Source organism: Shewanella aestuarii, from assembly GCF_014647215.1.
In the GTDB taxonomy this organism is placed as follows: domain Bacteria; phylum Pseudomonadota; class Gammaproteobacteria; order Enterobacterales; family Shewanellaceae; genus Shewanella; species Shewanella aestuarii.
The window spans coordinates 118,024-141,853 of record NZ_BMOT01000004.1 but is presented as its reverse complement, the minus strand read 5'-3'; the positions used below and the strand labels follow the sequence as shown (position 1 = coordinate 141,853).

Here is a 23,830-nt window from a genome sequence, read left to right as displayed (position 1 = left end):
TATCATAATGTATCAGTGTTAACAATTTTTTAACGAAACGTATTATAAAATACTGTTTCTGTAATTTTACAAAATGTTCATATTGATAGTTGATGTGTTTCACCTAAGATGGTGGAGTTATTAGGTGTTGCTTTTCAGTTACTTACTTATTTTGTTGCAGATTTTATTTTGTTTTTAAATATTAAGCTGATAATTATTTTGAATCACCATTGTGCTACATTTAATTAACATTTTGATGTGGTTATACTCAGATTTGCCTTTTTATCCCACGGAAATAATCTGCCAACCCATTTCAAACTTAGTGCTATCACAATAGCGAGTTTAATGCTGATTAGGTGGTTGTGACTATCGTAATGAGAGTGACGCATCAACAGAATAAATCAGCAAAATGCCGCAAGATGTAAGACATTTAGTGAGCAAGTTAGCATTAACTGGTGATCCGAGCCGAGGTGGCGATTTACCTCAAGTGAATAGCCCTTTAATCACAGAAGGTATGCCATTATTTTTTAGTAAAGCCTTGAGTGGTGAAATGGATGTCGCCTGTTAAGCAACTTAACCATTGCCTTTAGAACCCCATCATTACTGAATGTAAGCGTAGCATCACCCTATGGTAATAAGGGCGATTATGCTTGATTAGAAGCGGTTGTTCGTCATCATTTCAATCCTCAAACGACGATAAACAGGGGTCTAAAGACCCCTGTTTTATAGATATCAGCAGTGATTAAACCCTGCATGTTGACCTATGACTAATGCACTAAACCGCGGCGTTTTAATAATGCGTCAGTTGAAGGCTTTTTACCGGCAAAGTCGATATAGCTTTGCATTAAATCTTGACTGTTACCTTTTGATAAAACCGTGTCACGGTATTTTTGACCATTTTCTAAGGTTAATCCGCCTTGTGACATCATGTAAGAGAATGAGTCTGCTGCAAACACTTCGGTCCACAGGTAGGCGTAGTAACCCGCAGAATAACCGCCGCCAAAGCTGTGGCTAAAATAAGTGGTTTTATAACGTGGCGGAACAGGCGCGTAATCTAAGCCATGTTTTGCCAAGGCTTGTTTTTCAAAGGCGGCCACATCGGTAATCTCAGTGTCGGCAGCAATTGAATGCCATTCCATATCGAGTAACGCCGCTGACAAGTATTCAACTGTACCAAAGCCTTGGTTAAAGGTGTGGGCTTTTAGTACCTTAGTTAATAGCTCTGCAGGAATAGGCTCGCCAGTTTGATAGTGTTTAGCATAGTTGGCTAGCACTTGTGGGTCGATACTCCAATCTTCGTTGGCCTGTGAAGGAAATTCCACAAAGTCACGCGCGGTTAAAGTACCAGCTAGACTTGGGTAATTGACCTGTGAATATAATCCATGAATAGCATGGCCAAACTCATGGAATAGTGTGCTGACCTCGTCAAATGTCATTAGGGTAGGTTGCCCTTCAGCTGGCTTAGGTACATTAAGTGCGTTGTAAACCACAGGCTGGGTATTTTTTAAGAATGATTGGCTGACAAGTTCATCCATCCATGCACCACCACGTTTACCTTGACGGGCATAGAGGTCTAGATAGAACAAACCAATTGAGCTGCCATCCTGATTAAATATCTCATAGGCGCTGACATCTTTATGCCATACAGGTAAGTCATTACGTGGTTTTACGCTAATGCCGTACAGCTTATTCATGGCGAAGAACATACCGTCATTCAATACTGTGTTCATTTCGAAATACGGTTTAACTTGGCTGTCGTCTAGATCATATTTGGCTTTACGAACTTTCTCCGCATAGTAAGCCCAGTCCCATGGCGCGAGTTCAAAAGTTTGACCATCTTTAACGATTTCAGCTTGAATATCGGCCGCTTCCACTTTGGCTTTAAGCAGTGCTTTTGGAGCAAGATCATCAAGAATGCCGTAAACAGCGTCTGGGGTTTTAGCCATTTGGTCGCCAAGAGAATAAGCCGCCCATGTAGAATAGCCAAGTAATTTGGCTTTTTGAGCGCGTAATTTGGCTATGTTTATGTTGAGCGGAGCATTGGTTGCCATTGCACGATAGGCTGATGTTTCCCAAAGCTTTTTACGTAAGTCACGGTTTTTAAGGCTAGATAGCAGCGGTTGAGTTGTGGTGTTAACTAAGGTAATCATGTAACCGGTTTTACCCGCATCTTTAGCTGCAGCGGCAAGTGAGGCGATATCGCTGTCTGACAAACCATCAAGTTGCGCTTTATCTTCAACAATAATCACATCATCTTTATATGATTTTAAAAGGTTTTGGGAAAAACTGGTTTCAAGTTTAGCTAGTTCACCGTTGAGTTCGCGCATGGTGGCTTTATCTGTTGCTGATAGTTCAGCACCTGCACGAACAAAACGAGAGTAATACACTTCAACTAAACGCAGGTCTTCGCCAGTCAGTGTTGCTTTGGTTTTATAAATGGCCTGAATACGGGCAAACAGCTTTTCATCAAGATAGATGTTGTCCTGATGTGCGGTTAATTGAGGCACTATTTGTTCTTCAACACGGGTAAAGTTGTCGTCTGAAATTAACCCCGAAAGATTGAAGAAAATACGTTGAGTGCGGTCTAAAATCGCGCCGGTTTTTTCCAAAGCCACAATGGTGTTTTCAAAGGTCGCTGCATCGCTGTTATTAGTTATCGCTGCAATTTCAGCTTTATGTTGTTGCATGCCTTGCTCAAATGCTGGCAAATAGTCACTGGCTTGTAGCTTGTCGAACTGTGGAGCCATATATTGCAATGGGCTTGGTGTCAGTAGGACGTTTGCGGCGGTTGCAGGTGCTTTCGTCATTGTTGTTGGTGTCTCTGCGGTCGTTTTGCTAACGATAGCTGTGTCTGTTGATGATTCTGAACAGGCGCTAAGCATCAGTGCTGCACTGATTGCTGTAGTGATAAGAGTTCTACGCATTGAAATATCCTTGGGTCTTTGCCCTTTCGGTGTATTTGTTCGATATGTGCTTGTGTTGTTGAGCTACTGATGTTGGATGGGATTCATCACAACGCGAATACAATACCAAGCCTTAGTCTTTTCGCCTAGGAGGAATCCTTAAGATCCATCATCGTTAACAATAAGCATCCGCATAACCGCGGGTTAAATCATCTTGCTCGTTTATCTGAATCGATTTTTGCGCCATATTCTGCGTTATTATGGTGGTAATCTACTGATATTCGCGTAGCTTAGGGATGATAGAAATACATGACTAGGGGGTTAAATGAAAGCAGGTAAACACGATACAAAACTGCTTAAGCTCGCAATGGATATTGGCATGGGTTATGCCCACAAACGTGGTTTTGCTGATTTTGGTAAAGGTATTTCGCCTAAAGATAAAGTGGAATGTATTTATCGGTTATTAGTTCAAGATAAGTTAATTCAACCTTTAGCGGAAGATAAGGATGACGGCCCGAATAGAAAGCACAAGCTGATATTGTGGATCAGTAAACAATTACCTAAAGATCACGAGCTGCTAAACTAACTTTGGCTTTTTGATGGTTATCATCACTTGATTGATGCGTTTGAGTTAGCCACCTTAATCTTATGCTTTGAGTTTGTTTGTAAGCGACTTAGGCTTTTTATGGGTATTTATTCGTTTAGACGGTATTTATTATGACTTCGATACTTGAGCAGGCGACATGTATTGCCTACAATGACGCACGCTTTATTCACAATAGACAACGACTATGAACGACACGACTTCACAACCTGCTTTACCCGATCGCTTAAGCGTTAATCCACGTAGCCCACATCATGTGGCTGCTATTTTTGAACATGAAATCGGTATTACCTTAAACGGTAAAGAACGTTTTGATGTTGAAGAATATTGTATCAGTGAAGGTTGGGTAAAAGTCCCAGCTGGTAAAGCGTTAGATCGCCGCGGCCAACCATTGACCATGACGATGAAAGGTAAAGTTGAAGCGTTTTATCGTTAAGATTTACGCCCTGACATAACCTGCTAATGTGCCAAAGACTGAAGTTCATATTGAACTCAGTACTAAAAAATGAAGCGCTACCATGAAACATGGTCAGCGCTTTATTTTTATTTGCAATAAACCTCATCATCAGGCCTAAGATTGCCAATCGACAGCCAATGCTGCGGTGTAATCTGTTGATGGTTATTTTATTGCAGCGATCTCTTTTTCAACGGCTCCGACAACGGCCTGTGGATTGCTTAAATACAAAGAATGATCGATAAAAATGGCATTATCATCAACCGTCATCACTAACACAGGGAAGCCTGTTGTACCAATAACTTGCTGTATTTCAATAATGTTCTCAAGGACATATTCTGCTTCCATACTGAGTTCATCTTTAAATATTTTATTCGAGGGTGAAAGTTTGCACTGTTCTACTATGGCGTTGAAATCATGCTTATTATCGAGTGGATTCCCTTCAATAAAGTGAGCTCTTTGAATCGCATTGAGGGTGATAAGTTGTTTTTCAGGCTGTTTAGCCTGTATCCATGCCATTAAGTTTGCCGTTTTGATTGAGTTTTTAGGGCTATTCACATAACGAATATGGTCGCGACCAAACTTGAGCCCACTTATTTTTGCCGCAGCAGCCATTTGTTCTTCGCCTGCACTGTCTGTGCCAATGTAATGTGCGCTGTGTAATAAGTTTACATTCATTTTGGGATAGGCTGCTTGCAACGCATTCACTAAAGGCGTGGTGGCGTAGCTCCAGGGGCAGTGTGAGTCGTAGATAAAATAAAGCTCGGTGGTCATTAAGTTAATTCTTGTTAGCGATCGATTGGATGATCCTAAATAGTTTGCCAACAATATACAATCTTTGAATCTGCTATTCACCGCGTAATGATTGCAGGCGATATATGTAGCAACACTTGAGGAATTAATTCTGGGTTAATCTCTATGACATATTATGGCGTGAGTTTCCCGTAATAAATCATGTTTGATTTTCAGGAGTAATAATGTCACTGATTTTTTTATCAAAAACACGTGCGATGACATTAAGCAGTTGCTTAGTGGCTAGCGCTATATTGTCAGGTTGTGGCTTTATCGGCTCAGATGAAAAGCAACAAGCAGAAGCACTTTGGTTAGCTAAAGACGAACAGCTGAAGTTAGCCGTTGAAGCCGTGCGAAACCAGGGGATAGATGCGGTAATTAACGGTGCTGAGGCTGGCAGTGTTTCGGCGTGTGTAGCGGCTAAATTGAGTGAAGACCCGCTGGGCGAATTGGTTAGTGTCGAGGGGGCTTTAGCTGAGTCAGCTCAGGTTGCTGAACTTATTGGCTCGGTACAAAAATTACTTGAGCAAGATGTTAGCTTTGATCAAGTTGCGAGTTTACTGCAACAGGGTGCTGATGCCGCGTCTTATGCCAAAGCTTTGATAGAGCAACTTGGTGTTACTGGCGCGATAGCCAGTATGCAGCAAATGGCTTTGGCCAGTGAGCAATACGCTACTCAAGATTTAGGCGGTCACTTTAAGCAATTATTGTTAGAGTGCCAGACCCAATAATCACCTGCATATAATCGCTAATGTAAAGTGCAATAATCGTTTTACAAGCAAGTTCGCTGACGCTGATTTATGCTTTATTGGGTTTTAAACGAAAAAGCCGGCTGTTACAAGCCGGCTTTATTTGTTGGCAATGAAGGCGAGTGATAAAGGGCAGACGTTATTTCATCTTAACCACTATTTCATCTTAACCACTATGCCATCCTAACCGCTATTTCATGTTGACGACTAAACTTGCTCCGTTACTTGATGGTGCACCATCGGCGCTGATGTAATACCAACCTTCATTAGGTGCGGTAATGGTTAAGCGCTCTTCATTGGTTTGATTTTCAGATTTGACATCAAATGAACTTGGATTCGCCCATGTTTGTTTATTGCCGTAAAGGTTTACATTTCCAGTGCCGTTGCCGCTCGTTACTGTGACTTCTTCCGTCGCTGCAGGTACATAAAAGTAGTAACTTGAGTGACCATCAGCAATACAGATAGCTTGTCCAAATTCTACAGCACCATAACTGTAAGGCGCTTTTGTGGCACAGGCGTCTTCGATTGCTACAGCAGGGGTGTCATTATCATTGTCAGTTAGACTGACATGTAAACTCACACCCTCGTAGGCTTGTTCTGCCACTAGACTGATATATACCCAACCTCGGTTTGCGGTGACACTGAGAAATTCATCATTATTGGCCGTGTTTGCTTTTGCATCATAAGTCGTCTTTTTTGCCCAAATATTTTGGTTAAAGTAAATATCAACATTACCGCTTCCGCCTGCGGTTGAGATATAAAGCGGCGTATTGTCTGCTTCAATATAAGTGTAGAAATAGTTAATACTTTGGCCGCTAACACATTCGGTTTGATCTTTGGTTAAGTTGCCGTCGGTAATGGTTGGAGTACCACAGTTTTCAATCGGATCAATTGGTCCATCTGTATCAGCATTATCACCGATACCATCACCATCTGAATCAGCCCACTCACTTGGGTCGTTTGGAAATACATCGGCATTATCACCAACACCATCGCCATCGGTGTCGGTAGTTTCAGTTGGATCGGCAGGGAACATATCACTGTTATCGCCTACGCCATCGCCATCTGTATCTCGGGTTTCTGTCGGATCAAACGGGAAAGCATCCAGGTTGTCATTTACGCCGTCACCATCAGAATCAATGGGCGCAACAATACCGGTATCAATGGTGTCATCGTTGCTAGATACTGAGGCAAGCCAAGTGTTCCATTCATTGTTGTATTGCTGCCCAATCGTATCATTGATATAAGTGAGCCAGCCTGCTGCATCACCACTTCGTGCAAGCACTAGCAGTGCATCAACATCTGTTCTATGTTTTTCAAACATAAAACGTACGGCTAGATAACCCCAGCTATAAACACGCTCAGTGCCGCTGTCATAGGTGTTTGATAAAATTTCACTAAGACTAAATGCTTGCGAACGTCCTAGGTTTATTGCGCCATCATTGCGGTTTTGTTTGGAGATGTATTCCGCTAAACCTTCTGCCCACCACACTGATTTTCCTGTATCAATGTCGAAGTAATTAAATGCCCCATAAAGATTGAAGCGTCCATCGAGGTAGTGCACATATTCGTGCTCAAGGTTCCAGACTAAAATGTCTTCTGTCCAAGTGGCTTCATGGGCAATAAATCGTGCTTGGTTACCCTCTTGTGATGGAGTCCCTTCTAAGTACATGCCACCATTATTAGTGCCTATGCCAAAGATAACGCCAGCGTACTGAACATAATCATTGTAGCTATCGAAAATATTCACTTCGAGACGTTCATTGAAATCGTCAGCAACAGGCTGGTATCCCGTTGCAAGTACATTGTGAAATAAGGTTTCTTCTAAGCCCATTAGATCACACGAGCTTTGTAATTCTGTGTCAGTTAGTGCCTGTGCGCGGATATAGATGGTGTCACTACAGCTGTAGTTTATAGGTAACGCCGTGCGTTCAAGCTCAGCTTCCCATCCACAAATGCCGAAGGCTTCACACTCACCAGGATTATAATAATCAAGGTATCCAGCACCATCAGCCCATTCAGCTGACATGCGTTCAAATTTACTCATGTAAAGTTGTACGCCATCGTTTAAACGAGTTTTGAAGCTTGCAGGTAAGTTCCAGTTTTTTTGGTAGCCATAAAATCGTCCAAATTCATGAAAAGCGTCGGTAGATTCATATTGGTAGGCAGAATTATAAATATATTCTGAGGTGGCAATTTTGAGTAAAGCATCAATTAAATCACTGTGGGCGAGGGCATTTTGGCTGTACTCATCTTCCCATGTACCGTAATAAAGCGTGGTCAAAGCATTGGTTAGCGCCGCACGGTGACGATTACTGGCTAAGTACTCTGCATTAAATCGTTGTAAGTAATCGGTAATAACCGGCACACTTTCTAGAATATGACTCGCACTCGCCCATGAAGTAAAAAATTCCGATAAGGTGTCTCCTGAGCTTTGGCTTAAATCAAATAAATGAGGGTTTTTAGTGTATTCCTGCAATGCAGCATAAACCGCATCCGCAGCCTGAGTGTCGCTGTAAGTTAAGTTATCGTTATAGAATTCAATATAAAATGCACCACGCAAAAAATAGAACAGATTACGCATTTCATCGCCATTACGGCTATCGTAACTTGCCGCAATACTTTTCGCTTGGTTCGCTACCGACACTACATTTGCAGTTTGATATACAGCTACCGAGATCGCATCATTTCTTGAATATAATTCTGAAATACAAGACAGCTCTGCTTGCTTTACAAAATCAAATAATGCTTGGCCATTTAAGTTAGCCATTTCACTACTACATACATTGGTTGCCGCTTCTGCAGCAGGCGCTAATGCGCCCATTGGCCCATCAATCTTTTTTAATGGTTTGCCCTCAGCTTGGGGCAAAAGTGGATCTGTTTTGGTGTCTTTCTGTTGACCAGGGATGTTGGCGCCTTTTTCAAAGCGGTTTGTGGTTGCTTTTAGTTGATCTGTTTTTGCTGCCGGTTTTAATGCCGAAGACTTCTTTGCAGCAGAAGACGCCTTAACGGTTGAAGATTCCTTAACCGTTGGTGGAGCTTCGCTAGTTGCATATGCATGCAATGGTAAAAGAATAGTTGAACATGCAAGTGCTACAGCATGAAGGGTAAACTTTGTTCTGGCATCTGTTAATAGCGATGATTTTATTGGCATTTTAAACTCCAGTTAATTACGACAATGTCGTTAAATCACCTAATTCAAGGAAGTGATGTTCAGACTATTATGTTTTTTATCGTCGTGAATTTTATTGTGATACTTAGGGTTGTTAATCTTATGTTAAAGATTGGTATAATTTATAATGTATACAATATCCAGTATCAAGTTTAAAAATCATCTTAAAAACGATTTTTCGACTCAGATTTTTTTGAAGATGAATGTGCATTCAGTTGTCAATTAAATGGCTAAAGTTAAAGCAGGGGGGGTCTATGCAAGCTGAAGTAGATCAAGTCTAACAAAGGGGTTTTCAACTTAAAGGTGAAACGAACTCGACAGAATAAGTGAGTCAAATACAGGATGTAATGATGAGAAACAAAATTATCTAAATCCAATTTAACAACAACTTGATTACAAGTTGTCCAAAGTTAAGGATGATTTTTCTCAGCTTAAGGTATTGGCGCTATGAGAATTTGTGAATGCTGCTAGTTATTAGAAATATAACCTTCTTTAAAAAATGGCAGTGTGTGTCAAAAAGTTAATTTTTAAAAAAATGCGCCTTCTATTTGGTACATAGATTTCGATATTATTGAGTTTTTATTCACTTCTGTCGGTATCAAGAATTTATATAACTAAAAAGTATAAGTTATTCTTTTTGTGTTTCTTGATGAAGGGGTAAATGCATACCTTTACTTTAGGTTGTTAAGTAGCAAAATATACTCAATTGGGATGCTTTAACTATCTTTGATATTTTGAATAATTTTCAGTAGCCGAGTTAACTTAAATACCTTATGCAACTACAACTTATTGATGCTATTGATAATGATATTGTTACTGGTTAACAAGTATCGTTAACAAATTTTTTATACTGTTTTTAAAGGGAAAAACAAGCCCTTTTGTAGATATATATATTTTCATTTAACCCTTCCAAAGTAATTACTTTTTTAAAGCTTCTGCTAGAATGCCGCGCGTCACATAAGTGTCACTTTGGAGTTGTTGTATGAACGGTTCCCCTTCTGCGCTAAGCAATGTTTTACGTTGGTCCAGCTTAGTCGCATCTTTATATTTATTATTGCTTGCTGTTGCAATGATAAGCTCAGGTTTTAAATTGGCGAGTGGCGAACAAGCCAAAGCGTTATTCGAGTTTGCTTCACATCCTATTGCTGGGTTAATGGTTGGTTTAGTCGCCACCGCATTGATTCAATCTTCTAGTACTACCACAAGTATCATTGTTGGCTTAGTGGCTGGTGGTTTACCTTTACCTATCGCGATTCCCATGATCATGGGAGCCAATATTGGCACAACATTAACTAATACGTTAGTCAGTTTAGGGCATCTTCGATGTCAGCATGAATTTCGCCGCGCGTTTGCGGGGGCAACTGTTCATGACTTCTTTAACCTATTAGCTGTATGTGTGTTTTTACCACTAGAAATTATGTTTGGCTTTTTAGAGAAACTCAGTGGTTGGATAGTGGCACCATTTGCTGCAATGAGCGGTGGTTCCAGTAGCTTTGGTTTTGATTTTATTAAGCCAATTACCAAACCAATTACTGAGTTATTAGCTGGTCAGTTACACTTTACCAGTCCGGTTGTAAATGGTGCCATTGTGATTATGGTGGGTATTTTAATTCTGTTTTTTGCCATTCTTTTTATGGGGCAACAGTTGAAAAAACTCATGGTAGGGCGTGCTGAAACCATGTTGAAAACCGCATTAGGACGAGGTCCTGTTCACGGTATTGCTGCTGGCGCTACGGTCACGGTCTTGGTCCAATCGTCATCGACCACCACAAGCTTAATTGTACCATTAATTGGTAATAATATTATTACGTTAAGAGAGGCGTACCCATTCACCTTAGGGGCAAACATAGGTACCTGCATTACCGCGTTACTTGCCGCAATGGCGGTGTCGGGAGAGCATGCTATATTGGGTTTGCAAATTGCCTTAGTCCATTTGTGTTTTAATGTTTTGGGCGTCGCAGTGCTGTACGGTGTGCCTTGGTGTCGAGATTGGCCAATCAATTGTGCTGAATGGCTGGCGGAACAAGCACAGAAAAACAAACTCACTGTGGTGGCTTATATCGGCACGATTTTCTTTGCTATCCCATCGTTGATGATCCTGGTTACTCACTGATTAAGCTGAAATGGTTATGTTTATCTTTAGGGAGTTAACTTATATTAATTTAGGTTAATTCCCTTTAAACCAAGGCTTGCTGGTAGTCAGTTTTTGTTGTTGCTATAAAGTTGATAACAATAATACTTTGTTTACTCATCTTTCACGCTTGGCGTAGTAGATCGTTAAGCAAGTTAGCTCACTTGGCGTGAATTAACAGGCATGGCATCTCAATTTTGATGTATTTCATGGTAAGTCGGTAGATGGCCTTTATCTCATTAATATTCGAGGATTGACCGAAGGGCTCTATTAGTTTTATCCGTACTGATTGTTGTGCAATGAAAGTAGGGGATGGAAGAGCCAAGCTGATATTTGGATAGTGGAGCGGTTCATTTTATCGAGCCGTTTAGGTTACGACTAACAGACTTGTACTATCAGGTGTATTACTGAGCGCGGTAATGTTTGTCTAATGAGCCAAGCTTCTGTTCGATCTGTAAGTAATATCGATATTACTGGCTTCAGACCAAGTCACCATGGTTGAAATACCCTTACAAAATGACCTGAATATATACCTGTTGCTTGGTACTTTTGAGGCAAATCTGAGCCAGAATTATCTGGCTCAGATTGACCTTAATCAATTATAGCGCTGGCGTCCTTACCGTAACTTGGCCATCGGTTTGCTTACTTGTCAGGCCCTTATAAGAAGCAAATACTCTTGTAGTTCCTGGATTTAAGCCGGTAACTAAACCACCAGAGGGTTCTACATGGGCAATATTGGTATCTGAAATTGTCCATAAGGCCTCATCAGTACAATCCCCTAGACTATAATCAACATAGATAATTGAGCACTTTAATTGTACTTGCTCCCCAATATCAATGTAATTAACATGAGGGATGATTTGTAGATTATCTATTTCTTTTTCCTGTACAGTTAAACTGGTCTGCGTGGTCATACCAAGGTAGGTTGCTCGAATATAAGTTACCCCAGGATCTTTACCTAGTGCTAGAGCACTGCCATTTGTTGTAATCGTCGCGATATTAACATCACTACTCTGCCAACCACTGTCTTTAGTGACGTCAAGGTTACTGCCATCTGTAAAGTGAGCCGTGGCAGTATAAGCTTGAGTTTTACCATCAATAATAACGGCATTCGCTGGCGCAATGGTTAATGAACTGAGTATTGCAGGGGTGACCACAACAGTAGCAGTCTGGGTAAGTCCTAAGAAATGGATTTCGATAAGGCTTGTCCCTACTGACAGCGAAGTCACTAAACCACCATTAGACGCAGTATTGTCGACATGAGCAATTGTCTGGTCCATCATGCGCCAATCGGCATCATTGCTCACTAAATATTCTTTCCCAGTTGAATCAATGGCTATCGCTTGATAATAAATACTTGATCCAACAGGCAACTCTTTAGTGCTTGGGGTAATGATCAATTTTTCAACAATCGGGGCTGAAATGTTGAAGGTTGCCATCGCCTCTTTACCAAGATAGTCGGCTGATACGATAACAGAACCTTGTTGTTCTCCTTTTGCTAAACCTGTGCTCGTAATGCTAGCCAAACTAGTATCACTTACTTGCCAATGCACTGAATTAGTGATGTTTTTTTGAAGACCATCAGAATATATCCCGGTGGCATCAAATTGATATGTCATTCCCTGAGAGACATTTGCTACAGCTGGGGTAATAACGATACTGACAAGTTCGGCTGCTGTTACTGTCGCAAGGGTCGTATCGATTATAGAACCATATGAGGCTCGAATAGTCGAAGTGCCCACTTGATTGGCTCTGGCTTTGCCTGCTAGATCACCACTGGCAACAATACTAATAATATTTGCATCAGAAGAACTCCATGTTGCGCTGCGAGTTACATCACCACTACTGCCATCACTGAAATAGGCAGTTGCAGTAAAATAACCTGTACTCCCTAAAGGCTCATTTGGTTGCTCTGGGGTGATTTGCAAGTCGGTTAATACCACCTCAGTTATCGTCAAGTTTGCACTTGCTGATTGACCTTGATATACGCCCGTGATGCTCACTTCTCCCTCTTGGTAGCCTCTTGCTCTACCAATTCTCTCTATTGAAGCTATCGTATGATCACTTGACAGCCAGTGTCCTCGATTCGTGACATCTAAGCTAGATTTATCAGAGAACTGTGCGGTTAATGCGTATTGTTGAGTAAAACCTGCCGCCATAGTGTGTTTAATGGGGGTAATATTAACACTTTCTAGGACTGCGCCAGTGACTGTGGTGATATTTGATGCAGTTTTGCCTTCAAAACTGGCTGTCACTGTCACTACACCTTCACTAATCCCCAGAACGCTACCGCTTTCAGCTTGAGTATTATCAACCGACGCTATCTCGCCATCATCCACGCTCCATGTCGCTAATGCTGAAATATCGTTACTGGTTTTATCAGAATAAAAAGCACGAGCTTGAAGTACGCCTTTATGACCAATCGCGATGCTTTGCGTGGCAGGGGTGACTTCGATATGGTCGAGCAAACCGGCTGTCACCTTGAGGCTTGCGGTTGTCTGTAAGCCGTTGTAGCTGGCCATCACAGTAACAGGCTGAGCCGTATATTTATGGGCAGTGGCTAAACCTTGGCTATCAATGGAAGCTATGGCGTTATCACTGGTCTGATAGTGAGCAAATGTGGTTAAATCGTGACTGGTACCATCAGAAAATACACCAAATAACTGATATTGTAGGTTAGTGCCAGCAGGTGTTTCTGCAATTGATGGTGTTAAGGAGATAGCATCTAACTTAGCGGGTGTCACAGATATTAAGGTGTTTGCCGTTAGACCTGAAAACTTCACCGATAACTGGCTTGTTCCCTCCGTCAAAGCTTTAGCGTAACCCGCAGAATTACCGTTGGGGATAACGGTAATAATTCTGTAATCATCAACTTGCCAATTGGCACTCTGGGTGACATCTTTGATGGTGTTGTCTGAGTAAAAAGCCGTGGCGGTAAATTGTCCTTCAATCCCGACGGGTACACTCGGATTTTGTGGTGTGATTTGCAGTGATTTAACCACAGCTTGATTTACCGTTAGCGAGGTCTGTTGACTGATGCCTTCAAAGCTCACCGATATGTTAGTGATACCACTAGAGAGGGTATTTGCGACACCGGATAGTGCGCCGCCAAATTGAATGGCAGCAACACTAGGCTCATCACTTGACCAAGCTGCTAAGTGAGTAATGTTATGCTTTGAACCATCAGAATAACGGGCATAGGCTTGATAAGCGACTGTGGTGCCTAGCGGGGTGGAAAAATTAAGCGGGCTGATGCTAATTCCCATGATTTTGGCGTTAGTCACCTCCAACTCAGTGCTTACGGTTAAGTGTTGAAAATTGGCACTAACCGTTGTTTTTCCTGGTGATAAAGCCACACTGTCGCCGGCAAAAATCCCCGATGTCACAATCGCTCCCACACTGCCATCTGCAATTGCCCAAGTTGAAGCTCGGGTCACATCCACCACACTACCATCAGAAAAATAAGCATTGGCACGATAGGTTCCTATTTTACCTACAGGGAAAATACCATTCACGGGGGTGATTGATAGCGAACTAAGTTGCGGGTTGCTTACCGTTAATGCCGCGCTCGCCGTTAATGTTTTGGTACGATGAACGAGGCTTGCTGTGACTAGCGTTGACCCCGTATTTACCGCACTTAGCCATGCATTAGCATCAATGGCTGCGATGTTCGTGTCAGCGACTTGCCAGGTTGCCGTCGTTGTAACATCTAACACTTCACCAGCAGTTGTCGTTAAAAAAGCCTGATATTGTGTCGCTGTTCCTTTCGGGAGTACAGCACTTGCAGGAGCAATGACCAAGGTTTCACTTGCGCTATTCACCACATTCAGTTGAGCATAAATTGACTTGCCATGGTAACTCGCAGATATATTGGCGACACCCTCGGTTAAACCTTCAGCTAACACTTTATCGCCAACAACCCTGACACTTGCTACCGCAAGATTATCGGATTGCCAAGACACTTGTTGAGTCACCTCAACTTGTAATCCATTGGAGAAAATCGCAAATGCTTGATAGCGTTGCTCCATCTCTGTCAATATGGTGCTAACACTCGGGGTAATATTGACACTAACTGCACCCACCAATAACTGTGCACTAGTATTTAGGTCGTGATAGCTTGCTGAAATTGTTGCTAAACCATTCGCGGAGCCAGTGGCTACGACTTGATTTCCTGCCACCACTAAGGTTGCAATACTGCTATCGTCAATAATCCAAGTGACTTTTTCTGTAATATCGCGCTCGTTACCATCCGTTAAGATCGCTATTGCTTGATAGCTTTGCTGACCACCCACTAACACAGCTGCAGTTTTAGGCGTAATAATCAACTGACTCACGCATAAGTTGGCTTCATTACCACAACCAGTTGGAAAGCCTGAATTATTACCGTCACCACACGCACTTAATAACAGCAGCAATATTGATAGAAAAAAATATTTGGTATGGGATAGAGAAATCATTATTGGTGATCCTTTAGCGGCTGGATTGTCGTTTTAGGAAGTAACACCTGAACTCGGCGATTTAAATGCCTATGCTGCTCAGTAATATTGTCTACCGCGGGATATTGTTCGCCGTAATACTCAACAGTAATCTGCTGCTGTTGCACGCCTTGTGTAACAAGGTATTCAGTAATGCTGTCAGTACGTCGCTTTGAAAGTGCTAAGTTATAGTCACTACTGCCCTGAGAGTCAGAATAGCCCCGCAAAAGAACAGTGGCTTGCGGGTACTTTGTTAAACGATTAACAATCATTTGCAAAGAGTCTGCGCTGATTAGCTTACTGCTATCAAAGTCAAATAATACTGGGAAAGTGACTTCCTCGAGCTCGATTGGTGCCGATTCCATTACAATCTTTGTTACTGTATTTGTTACCGTATTAGTAATTATAACTGGCCTAGTTCGACCAAACTGATAGCTAATGCCTATGCTTGTTGTGTGGGCGTTAGAACCACCAATATTGTCATCACCCAAATGATGAAAGTACTCATATTGTAATCGCGCCTGCCAAGAATCACTCAGTTGGTAACTCATACCGACTCCAAGTGAGGGTGACCAATCATCAGCCTTTATAGTGGAGAATGGGCCTTTATTTTCACCATACCAGTTAAATAACCCTGCTTTAGCAAACAGTGATAAGTCAGCCGTTAAATCAATTGAACCGACAGCAGATAGATTTATCCCTGTCATGCTTCCTTGATAAATATGTTTATTTGATGCTTCCAGATAAGTGGCTTCAGCTTTTCCTAAATCTAGATAGGCTGCTTCTAAAGCCAAATTATTATTCAGTTGATACCCTGCAAAAAAACCAGACATTGTACTGTTTTTGTCGCAACTAATACTCCAAGACTCACAACCATGTTGATAATAATTTATCCCTATTTCTCCACCCAAATAAAAATAAGATTCAGGCAAAGTGCTTAATGTTTGAGACTTATCATGTTCTAGGTGGTGAGATTGTTCTGCTGCTTGGGCACTCCCAAAACATAGAAATGTTAAAAGAGTGAGCTGTTTTGTAAGATTAAGGTTGCGAACTATTCGGTAATAAAGCATTTGTTCTTCCATGATATTAAGCCATAAATTATCCGTAGGGCATTATAAAAAATCACAGCTTTTAGTACAAGGTTGAAGATGAGTCTCAACTTTAGCTTTCTTTACTTGGCTGATCTTTTTAAAACGCCTTAATCTTTTTAGGAATCGTAATGACTGCCTAGGAAAATGTTCTTGATAACGACGATGTAATGTATCTATAGCTTATCCTAAGAATAGCTCCAAAGTATTCAATAAATTGTGAAATTACTTCATCAAGAGGTGTTGTTTACTAAATAGCAAACCTTAGGCATTGTTACGATAACTTATGTAATCTTGCTTGGTAATTTAATACAAGTTTGTATTTAATTTGTTTCTAGTTTATTTGATTTCTTTGCTGTTTAATGTATTTTTCTAGTCTCACTTTACGCAACTTAAGGATGAATAATGCGTAAGACAATAATTAAAACACTTCCTCTTTTTTCTTTTTTACTTTTCTCGCTTAATGCTTTTGCAGTCACTAACTGGGTGAATTTTGAAATAATCAATGGTCATATTAATTTACCTGTGACAATTAAAGGCATCGAAGGTCGGGCGATTTTAGACAGCGGTGCGCAGTTAAATGCTATTAATTTAAGTTTTATAAATAGACATGGATTTGAATTCCCTAAAGGTGGAAAGGTCAATGTTGAAGGTATTTATGGCACTGAAACTCGGCGATTATTTAATAATGTGCAAGTGAAACTTTTTAATACTGATTTAGAGTTAGATAACTTAGCTGGGCTTCGTCTTGGTCATCATGAGGTTCAACTTCTTTTAGGTGCGGGATTGTTAGAGCAGTTTATTTTTCAAATAGATTATCCAAATAACCGTTTAAGGCTGTTTGAAAGAGGCTCTGTGGATTTAGCCAAGCTTGAGAATATTCAAATGCAGATTGACCGAGGTTCAGGGCAACCCATAGTAAAAGTTGATCTGAATGGTGAGAAGAATGCGTGGCTAATCCTTGATACAGGCAATAACGGTGGACTATTTTTAAAACGCACAATGGCAACCGACTCAAACTGGTTGGAATCTTACGGTTCTCAATCAAGTATTATAGCGGGAGTTAATAATATCGGGACTGTTGATAATTTTCGTTTACCCGAAGTAAAGTTTGGACCTTTCACCATTGAAAATGTTCAGGTCAGTGTTCCAGCTGAAGGACAAGCTGAATCGATTTCAGGTCAAGACCAAGTGAGTTTTTCGCGCATCAAAGGCAAAAATATTAAAGGCCTTGTTGGTTATGATGTACTGAAACATTTTGTATTAACCATCGATTATAAATCAGGTCACTTACATGTCGGGTTGCCAGAGGATATTTAGTCTGCCGCTGCAGTGATGAAAGCTCACTCAGCTAGATAGTGTTTGGGGCGATTAGTTACAGCAATTAAGCCGTCTGTTGTGATGTTCATGACACCATTTGAACCATCAATCGGAGTGGTTTTTTGTTGCGATTCTTGGGCTTTGGCAACAGAAGTTTGTTGCCATTTCATCATTACTCTTGCTAGGGCTCCATGATTTGAGAGCGTCGAAATAGCTTGATTGATCTTACCTAGTAAGGCGACATTATCGGCTTTTTTACTGATCATAAAGTGGATTTGATTCGTGTCTACTACCAGAGCTAAAGGTGACAGAATTAGCCCTTCAGATTGATTCGCGATATAAGGCAAGGAAACCGAATCTCCGATTAATATATCCCCCCTTTTATAAGCAAGCATTTGTACTGATTGTGTTGCGTTAGGGCTAGTAATTAATAACCCCTGCCGCGATAACTCATCTTTAGTGGCTAAATAGTCCTGACCATACCAACCATAAGAAGGGGCTAATAATTTTAGCTTCTTACTGAAAATGTCCTGCCACTTATCAACTGTAATACTTGAGGTATTTCCTGCTTCGACAAACAGCCTGACCTCTTCATCTCTGTAGGATTCTGAAAAGTAGGCATATTGCTCTCTTTCCGAGGTATAACTGGCTCCCATCATCATGTCTAAAGAACCGACTTTTAGCATCTGGTGGGCTCGCTTAACGGGCATTGGAATAAATTCCACTTTACAGCCAAGATTATTAGCTACTAGTGTGAGCATATCCACATCTAAGCCAACGGCTTTACCCGATTCATCAATCCAAGCGTAAGGAGCCCAATCATTAAAGCCTATTTGGATTGGTTCGGGGCAGACGAATTCTGCATCTTGCCCAAGGGCGACGCTAGGTTGTCCACAAAGTACTAAAAGTGTTAATAGTAAAACTTTCAGTGTGATAGATTTCATATATCACTCACGTATAGTCTTTCTAAAATAGACTGCATTGGTGTTAGCGTACCTATAATTAAGTCTAAAATCGTTATATTAGATTTATCTTAGCCCTGTATTTGTGTATTTACCAGACAATAAAAAATCACTCCTTGTAACGGAAGATGTTAAACGCAAAATCTAATTGAGTTAACCTAAATGATGTCTGAAGGTCAAATTGTTGAATTTCTTAGTGGCATGTATTCACTTGAATAAGTCGATGTATCTACTATTTTAGCTGAAGTTGTTTTGATGCTGTTGATGGAATAGTCATATTGGTAAAGGTTAAGTGAACTATATGATAGTAAGTTATATCGTCTTAACAAGCTGCTAGTTTATGTTTAAAAATTTTGTGAAAATCCATGATGAATGAACCTATTGATATTGCATTGCCTTCGCTTATTCAGCGAATGGGTGGTGAAAATGCTAAGCAAGCAAAAATGCTATTACAAGAATACGATTGCCAGCTTAAGCGTGTGCGACGTTCAAGAAACTGGCTATTGCGGGGCGATGCAAAGATGATTCAATCTTGTTTGTTGCGATGGCAAGCCGACAATTCAGAGGCGTTTAGATATTTAATTCACAAGATAGAAGTAAGCCTACAGAATCATGCGGATAAGTTAGAGCCGATAGAGGTGAAATTACAGCGGTTGATTGCTCAATATCCCAATATGACATTGACTGAGTTGATGCAACTAACCAATTGCTCTGTGGCTGAAGTAAGACTGGCTCGCTTTAATGCTGAAATATAATCAGGGTAGTTAAAGCGAAGAGAAATACATTGAATTTATTGGCGTTAAACTCAACATATCATCCTTGATATTGTGAACTGCTGTGAGCTGGGCTGTGACGATGAGTTTGTTACTTTATCAATCAATGGATTTTAATCAAAGTTGACGGTATAGCTAATTAGTCCAATCAAGCTGAATAAGACCTGCAATTAATCTTCATCGTTAGCATCACTGATTCGTTGTAATCTCTCTAACTCTTCTTCTTTTGCGGCATAGATTTCATCAAGAATGGCGTTTACATCGGCAATATGTTCACTTTCAGCAAATTCACCTGTGAGCTTTGATGTTGGCGTTAATTCACCCGCCTCAAACAATGCCCACATTTCTTTAGCAAATTTTGTGCTTGCTAGCTCAGGGGCAAATTGACTGTAATAACTTGTCATGTTGTTTACATCGCGGGCAAACATCCATTGTGCGTTATTATTGGCAGCAGCATCAACAGCTTGGGGCAAGTCGATAATCACCGGGCCTTTGCTATCTACTAGTACATTAAACTCGGATAAGTCCCCATGAACAATGCCCGCGCACAGCATTAACTTGGTATATTCGATCATGCTGGCATGATCGCGAACAGCTTCTTCATGGCTCATTTCCACATCATTTAATCGAGGTGCAACTAGGCCATCATCATCTGTCACTAATTCCATTAACAACACACCGGAAAAGCAGCCGTAGGGTTTAGGTACTCGCACGCCCGCATCCGCTAACTTATACAGGGCATCTACCTCGGCATTTTGCCAAGCTTCTTCTTGTTGATCTCGACCAAATTTAGACCCTTTTTCCATTGCTCTGGCACGGCGACTGTTACGCACTTTTCGGCCTTCTTGATACTGAACCGCTTGTTTAAAGCTGCGTTTGTCGGCATCTTTGTAGACTTTAGCGCAGCGAATATCCTCGCCACAACGGACGACATAAACACTGGCTTCTTTGCCACTCATTAATTGACTTAGGACATCGTCTACTAAGCCTTCTTCAACCAGAGGTTGGATTCGTTTCGGGATTTTCATTGCGTCCTTATACCGTAATTTTGCACAGGATGGAATGCTCTAAATCGGTTTTCTGTTAAAGCAGGCATTTTGGTTTTTTGTTCTGTACAGCAAACGAGCTAGCGGAATCAAAAATGTAGTTATTTTTCTGCTCAACAATATGCATCTTGTTACTGTTATTTCTTAATTTATCATCTAAGATTGCCTCAGGCATGTATGAATTAGGATTGAATTGAACATGAAAGAAGTTGATTTTAGAAGTATTGATAAATTATTTATTAAGATGTCTATCAATGACAAGTTTTGGGTAATTTTTATCGCCTTTACAATAGCCATAACAAGCGTGGCAGCCTTACGATACCAAGACAATATTGACTTAATTCAGCAGCAGTCACAGGTTGGGCTTGAAAGTCAGTTAAAAGGCATTTTGCAAGCCACAGACGGTGACGGACAAGCCGAAAAGTTGGACAGTCTTAACATCCAATCATCGCGTGTAACTGAGTCATTTCGCAATGGTAACTCTGTTACTGCGGTGGTCAGAGCCTCTTCTGGTGAGATATATTCTTTAACAGAGTCTGTTTTAAATGCCGAACAGTCGGCTAAAAATGATGCCTTTACCAGCTTATTATTAACCACTTTGTGGTTGTTACCTTTTGGCTTGATTTTATATTGGAATGCCACATTTATTGGCGGCGCATTATGGGTGCTTTGGAATACCACTGAAAATATTGGCAAAGGTAACTTAACATCGCGATTAGGATTTCATCCTGGGCGAGATGAATTTGGTACGATCGGCTGTGCTTTAGACAAGGCGATGGACACATTAACAGAGCTTGTCGTTACGGTAAAAGATAACGCCAAAACCTTGCATAACACTTCAACTTCGTTCGCTAATGTAAATCGCGAAAGCGAATCTCAAATTGATCATCAGTATTCATCATTAGACTCAGTGGCGACAGCAATGGAAGAAATGACCGCTTCAGCAGCTGAAGTGTCTAATATTTCACAAAGTTCTGTTAGTCAGGTTGAACTGAATTCAAAATCGATTAGCCAAAGCTTCGAGCGAGTGCAAAAAGCCATTGGTGAAATTGAGCAGTTATCAGCATTGATTGAACAAACATCAGACTCTGTGACCACATTGAAAACCAATGCCGTAAATATCAATGAAGTCATTACAACCATTAATGCTATTTCTGAACAAACTAACTTACTGGCACTCAATGCTGCCATTGAAGCCGCACGAGCTGGTGAGATGGGCCGTGGTTTTGCCGTTGTTGCTGATGAGGTGCGTACACTGGCAAGCCGAACACAAGCGGCTACCGTAGAGATTCAATCTATGATTGAAAATTTACAAGCGGAAACTAATAATATGGATCGCATCACTCAAAATACGGTGAAGCAAGCTCAAACCAGTAGTGAACTTATCAGCCATATTGGCACCGATGTAAGTTCAATTAATGAGTCGTCACAAACCGTGATAGATATGAGCTTCCAAATTGCAGCTTCTTCACAACAACAAAGTGCGGTTGCCAACGATATTGCTTCAGAGTTAAGTGATATTCGTCAAAAAGCAAATGCGATCAAAGGGCTTGCGAAACAGTCTTCAGAAGGTGTAAAGAATTTGTCTCAAGCATCAGAAAGTTTAGGTAAGATTCTAGAACGATATCACACCGCATAACGGCATTTTTGATTGAGGTTGTTTAACCTGTTTAATCGCTACGATTCACTTTCGATGTTATGTGTTTTTATACTGTCATTAAACGAAACAATGCGTTTTTGTCTTATTTAATTGATACAATAACTCTCAATTGTTAGACACTGGAATTTTACATGATTGAACTGCAACAGAATAACCCGCTACATGGCTTGAAATTAGAGACCATGGTGGCAGAACTGGTCGACTTTTATGATTGGAAAATCCTCTACGCAGCACTGCGTTTAGAATGCTTTAATACCAACCCAAGTATGGAAGCGTGCCTAAAATTTTTAAAGAAGACCGAGTGGGCCAGAGAAAGAGTAGAAAGCTTTTACCTTTATCGCTTTAAGCGTATGCCTAAGGGAAGTGCGGCGCAGTTTGAATTAAAGCCGCGTGAACGTGGTTTTGCTCATGGCATTATGCCTCGTAAACCCCAAGAATTGACGGTTGAGTTAATTGCTGAAATGCGCGATAAAGCCGCGACGGATTATCAAGAAATGAAGCGTAATAATCGACGTCCACAATTCGGTAAGGATAAGCCAAAAGCGCAAGATAACTACGCGCAAAATAAGCGTACCAGCAGCAAGCGCCCCGCGCCGTCACAGGACCCTAAAAATCCTTGGGGTAATTAAGTCAGTGATGGCTTAGACCAATATAATTTAATATTGGGTCGTTATCCAAATGCCGCAAACTTTGCGGCATTTTTGTTTAGAATTCGTAACTGACTTTTACAGTTAATTCACTGTTTAAATCGTCTTTAGGATCGAACACCCCGTAAGCGAAACCCACAACTAAATCATTTTCAAGCTCATAGATTATGCAAACTCTAATTCCCATTCATGTTCCGTTTCTTGTTCATCAATGTTATCAAATGTAGTCGCGCGCTCCGTGCCAAGCTCAATTTGTAAATTTTCAGTTATGCCGTATTCCACAGTAAAAGAGTATGCCGTTTTACTGACATTAGGCTTATGCAATTGTTGAAATCGAGTATCTAGAGTGAATTGCCATTCAGACTGACTTTGTAAGTAAGCGGCTTCAGTAATGAAAGTGGTTTACTGCTTTTCAGCCATCACAGCGCTGGCGAAAGTGAAGATAAATATGGCTGAGTAAATCTGATATTTCATATTGTGGTCTTTAAGTTTTTTATGCTCAATAAATTGTAGAACAGATAGTGGCAAGGTGCGCCAGCAAGGCGGAGTAGGCTTAAGTGAGTGTTTTGCATATTTTGAACATTACTTTTACATCATAGAGTTAGATGGCTGTAGTTATTATTTTATTATTTGTCTTTACAATAGTTAAAACTGATGTATTCTATAGCCTGCTCTGGCAAACAGAGTTATTAATGAATATCAAGTAAAAGTAAAGCTCTAGATCTCTGCGTTATCGTTGTTATCCAAAGTGTTTCCCTTAGCTTCATAGTCACATTCAATAATTCAAGCTTCAGTGCATCGCATTATCGCGATAGATTTATTAATTTATTATATAAGGGACACAAAATGTCTAAAACTACTGGTTTAGTAAAATGGTTCAACGAAGATAAAGGTTTTGGTTTTATCACTCCTGATAACGGCGGCGCGGACGTTTTCGTTCATTTCCGTTCAATCACTTCAGAAGGTTTCAAAACTTTAGCTGAAGGCCAAAAAGTATCTTTCGAAGTAGAACAAGGCCAAAAAGGTCCTCAAGCAGCTAACGTTACTGCTATCTAAGTTCTATTTTTAAAGACAG

Annotated in this window: 18 protein-coding genes; 10 read left to right on the top strand and 8 right to left on the bottom strand. The window is 40.8% G+C overall.

What is annotated here, in order from left to right; translation table 11 throughout:
- Positions 1 to 412: 412 nt before the first annotated feature.
- Complete coding sequence (locus IEY03_RS17120) at positions 413 to 547, top strand: hypothetical protein (RefSeq protein WP_268238986.1); 135 nt, start codon at positions 413 to 415, stop codon at positions 545 to 547.
- 199 nt (positions 548 to 746) lie between these two features.
- On the opposite strand, the gene IEY03_RS08020 is transcribed toward IEY03_RS17120, so the two are convergent.
- Complete coding sequence (locus IEY03_RS08020) at positions 747 to 2,903, bottom strand: M3 family metallopeptidase (RefSeq protein WP_188840838.1); 2,157 nt, start codon at positions 2,901 to 2,903, stop codon at positions 747 to 749.
- Positions 2,904 to 3,207: 304 nt separating this feature from the next.
- Here IEY03_RS08020 and IEY03_RS08015 point away from each other — a divergent pair, with 304 nt between their 5' ends.
- Together IEY03_RS08015 and IEY03_RS08010 are read left to right on the top strand one after the other, a co-directional pair.
- Positions 3,208 to 3,468, top strand: coding sequence for a DUF5062 family protein (locus IEY03_RS08015; RefSeq protein WP_188840837.1), 261 nt, complete (start codon positions 3,208 to 3,210; stop codon positions 3,466 to 3,468).
- Between the two features lie 205 nt (positions 3,469 to 3,673).
- Positions 3,674 to 3,922 carry a DUF3297 family protein gene (locus tag IEY03_RS08010; RefSeq protein ID WP_188840836.1) on the top strand — a complete coding sequence of 83 codons (249 nt, stop codon included), beginning with the start codon at positions 3,674 to 3,676 and terminating at the stop codon, positions 3,920 to 3,922.
- A gap of 183 nt (positions 3,923 to 4,105) precedes the next feature.
- Here IEY03_RS08010 and IEY03_RS08005 read toward each other — a convergent pair whose 3' ends face one another.
- Positions 4,106 to 4,714 carry a protein-disulfide isomerase gene (locus IEY03_RS08005; protein ID WP_188840835.1) on the bottom strand — a complete coding sequence of 203 codons (609 nt, stop codon included), beginning with the start codon at positions 4,712 to 4,714 and terminating at the stop codon, positions 4,106 to 4,108.
- A 236-nt stretch (positions 4,715 to 4,950) separates the two neighbouring features.
- On the opposite strand from IEY03_RS08005, the gene IEY03_RS08000 reads away from it, so the two are divergent.
- Complete coding sequence (locus IEY03_RS08000; RefSeq protein ID WP_188840976.1) at positions 4,951 to 5,463, top strand: hypothetical protein; 513 nt, start codon at positions 4,951 to 4,953, stop codon at positions 5,461 to 5,463.
- Positions 5,464 to 5,671: 208 nt separating this feature from the next.
- On the opposite strand, the gene IEY03_RS07995 is transcribed toward IEY03_RS08000, so the two are convergent.
- Positions 5,672 to 8,635, bottom strand: coding sequence for a M9 family metallopeptidase (locus tag IEY03_RS07995; RefSeq protein ID WP_188840834.1), 2,964 nt, complete (start codon positions 8,633 to 8,635; stop codon positions 5,672 to 5,674).
- Positions 8,636 to 9,635: 1,000 nt separating this feature from the next.
- Here IEY03_RS07995 and IEY03_RS07990 point away from each other — a divergent pair.
- On the top strand, positions 9,636 to 10,766 hold the full coding sequence (locus IEY03_RS07990) for a Na/Pi symporter (protein ID WP_188840833.1): 1,131 nt from the start codon (positions 9,636 to 9,638) through the stop codon (positions 10,764 to 10,766).
- A 617-nt stretch (positions 10,767 to 11,383) separates the two neighbouring features.
- Here IEY03_RS07990 and IEY03_RS07985 read toward each other — a convergent pair.
- On the bottom strand, positions 11,384 to 15,241 hold the full coding sequence (locus tag IEY03_RS07985; protein WP_188840832.1) for an Ig-like domain-containing protein: 3,858 nt from the start codon (positions 15,239 to 15,241) through the stop codon (positions 11,384 to 11,386).
- Positions 15,241 to 16,341, bottom strand: coding sequence for an OmpA family protein (locus tag IEY03_RS07980; RefSeq protein ID WP_229778237.1), 1,101 nt, complete (start codon positions 16,339 to 16,341; stop codon positions 15,241 to 15,243). The genes IEY03_RS07985 and IEY03_RS07980 overlap by 1 nt, the downstream gene beginning before the upstream one ends.
- A gap of 411 nt (positions 16,342 to 16,752) precedes the next feature.
- Here IEY03_RS07980 and IEY03_RS07975 point away from each other — a divergent pair, with 411 nt between their 5' ends.
- Entirely contained in the window at positions 16,753 to 17,667 is a 915-nt protein-coding gene (locus IEY03_RS07975; protein ID WP_229778236.1) for an aspartyl protease family protein, read from the top strand.
- 23 nt (positions 17,668 to 17,690) lie between these two features.
- On the opposite strand, the gene IEY03_RS07970 is transcribed toward IEY03_RS07975, so the two are convergent.
- Positions 17,691 to 18,611: a substrate-binding periplasmic protein gene (locus tag IEY03_RS07970; RefSeq protein WP_188840831.1), complete on the bottom strand. Its 921-nt coding sequence runs from the start codon at positions 18,609 to 18,611 to the stop codon at positions 17,691 to 17,693.
- A 386-nt stretch (positions 18,612 to 18,997) separates the two neighbouring features.
- Between IEY03_RS07970 and IEY03_RS07965 the strand changes: the two genes are divergently transcribed.
- Positions 18,998 to 19,384, top strand: a complete 387-nt coding sequence (locus IEY03_RS07965; RefSeq protein WP_188840973.1) for a ribosome recycling factor family protein — start codon at positions 18,998 to 19,000, stop codon at positions 19,382 to 19,384.
- 188 nt (positions 19,385 to 19,572) lie between these two features.
- Here the strand turns inward: IEY03_RS07965 and IEY03_RS07960 are convergent, their stop codons facing one another.
- Positions 19,573 to 20,430, bottom strand: coding sequence for a PA4780 family RIO1-like protein kinase (locus tag IEY03_RS07960; RefSeq protein WP_188840830.1), 858 nt, complete (start codon positions 20,428 to 20,430; stop codon positions 19,573 to 19,575).
- Positions 20,431 to 20,647: 217 nt separating this feature from the next.
- Here IEY03_RS07960 and IEY03_RS07955 point away from each other — a divergent pair, with 217 nt between their 5' ends.
- Positions 20,648 to 22,087: a methyl-accepting chemotaxis protein gene (locus IEY03_RS07955; protein ID WP_188840829.1), complete on the top strand. Its 1,440-nt coding sequence runs from the start codon at positions 20,648 to 20,650 to the stop codon at positions 22,085 to 22,087.
- A gap of 152 nt (positions 22,088 to 22,239) precedes the next feature.
- Complete coding sequence (locus tag IEY03_RS07950; protein ID WP_188840828.1) at positions 22,240 to 22,737, top strand: VF530 family protein; 498 nt, start codon at positions 22,240 to 22,242, stop codon at positions 22,735 to 22,737.
- Between the two features lie 183 nt (positions 22,738 to 22,920).
- Here the strand turns inward: IEY03_RS07950 and IEY03_RS07945 are convergent, their stop codons facing one another.
- Positions 22,921 to 23,079 (bottom strand): hypothetical protein, encoded by a 159-nt coding sequence (locus IEY03_RS07945; protein ID WP_188840827.1) that lies wholly within the window; start codon positions 23,077 to 23,079, stop codon positions 22,921 to 22,923.
- Between the two features lie 522 nt (positions 23,080 to 23,601).
- Between IEY03_RS07945 and cspE the strand changes: the two genes are divergently transcribed.
- Positions 23,602 to 23,811: a transcription antiterminator/RNA stability regulator CspE gene (cspE, locus tag IEY03_RS07940; RefSeq protein ID WP_188840826.1), complete on the top strand. Its 210-nt coding sequence runs from the start codon at positions 23,602 to 23,604 to the stop codon at positions 23,809 to 23,811.
- Positions 23,812 to 23,830 lie beyond the last annotated feature (19 nt).